The sequence below is a fragment of the Psychroserpens mesophilus genome, from assembly GCF_050617655.1.
Taxonomy (GTDB): Bacteria; Bacteroidota; Bacteroidia; order Flavobacteriales; family Flavobacteriaceae; genus Psychroserpens; species Psychroserpens mesophilus_A.
This window is the reverse complement of sequence record NZ_JBODQC010000068.1, coordinates 1-369: the sequence shown is the minus strand read 5'-3', so window position 1 is coordinate 369 and position 369 is coordinate 1. Positions and strand designations below refer to the sequence as shown.

Sequence of the window (369 nt, the reverse complement as noted above, 5' to 3'; positions counted from 1 at the left end):
CGCTTGAACGCCCGGAGCTTTTCCTGCTCCTCGGGGGAGAAATCCTCGTCCTCCGCAAAGGGCGAGGTGTCGACCAGGAACAGCCGGATGGGCCGGCCCACCTGGGGGGCTGCCAGCCCCACCCCGTTGGCCTGGTACATAGTTTCCCACATATTCTCGATCAGGGTGGCGAGTTCCGGGTATTCCGGCCCAATCGTTTCGCATTTCCTGCGCAGTACCGGGTCTCCGTATGCGACTATTGGTAAGATCATAATTCTTTGCTGCTTAAATACGATTGCAGGATCAGGGTGGCGCTGATTTTGTCCACGGCTGCCTTATCGCGTCGTGTCTTTTTCTTCATCCCTCCTTCTATCATGGCCCGGGCCCCCA

General features: G+C 58.0%; 1 protein-coding gene and 1 pseudogene. Both read right to left on the bottom strand.

The genetic code is table 11. The annotated features are described in order from the left end of the window. Positions 1-251, bottom strand: a 251-nt coding sequence (locus ACRHNM_RS16360; RefSeq protein WP_431137702.1) for a peptide deformylase, incomplete at its 3' end; no start/stop codon positions are given. Beyond that, a pseudogene (locus tag ACRHNM_RS16355) lies at positions 248-369 on the bottom strand (Holliday junction resolvase RuvX); the annotation flags it as partial. The gene ACRHNM_RS16360 and the pseudogene ACRHNM_RS16355, both read right to left, overlap by 4 nt.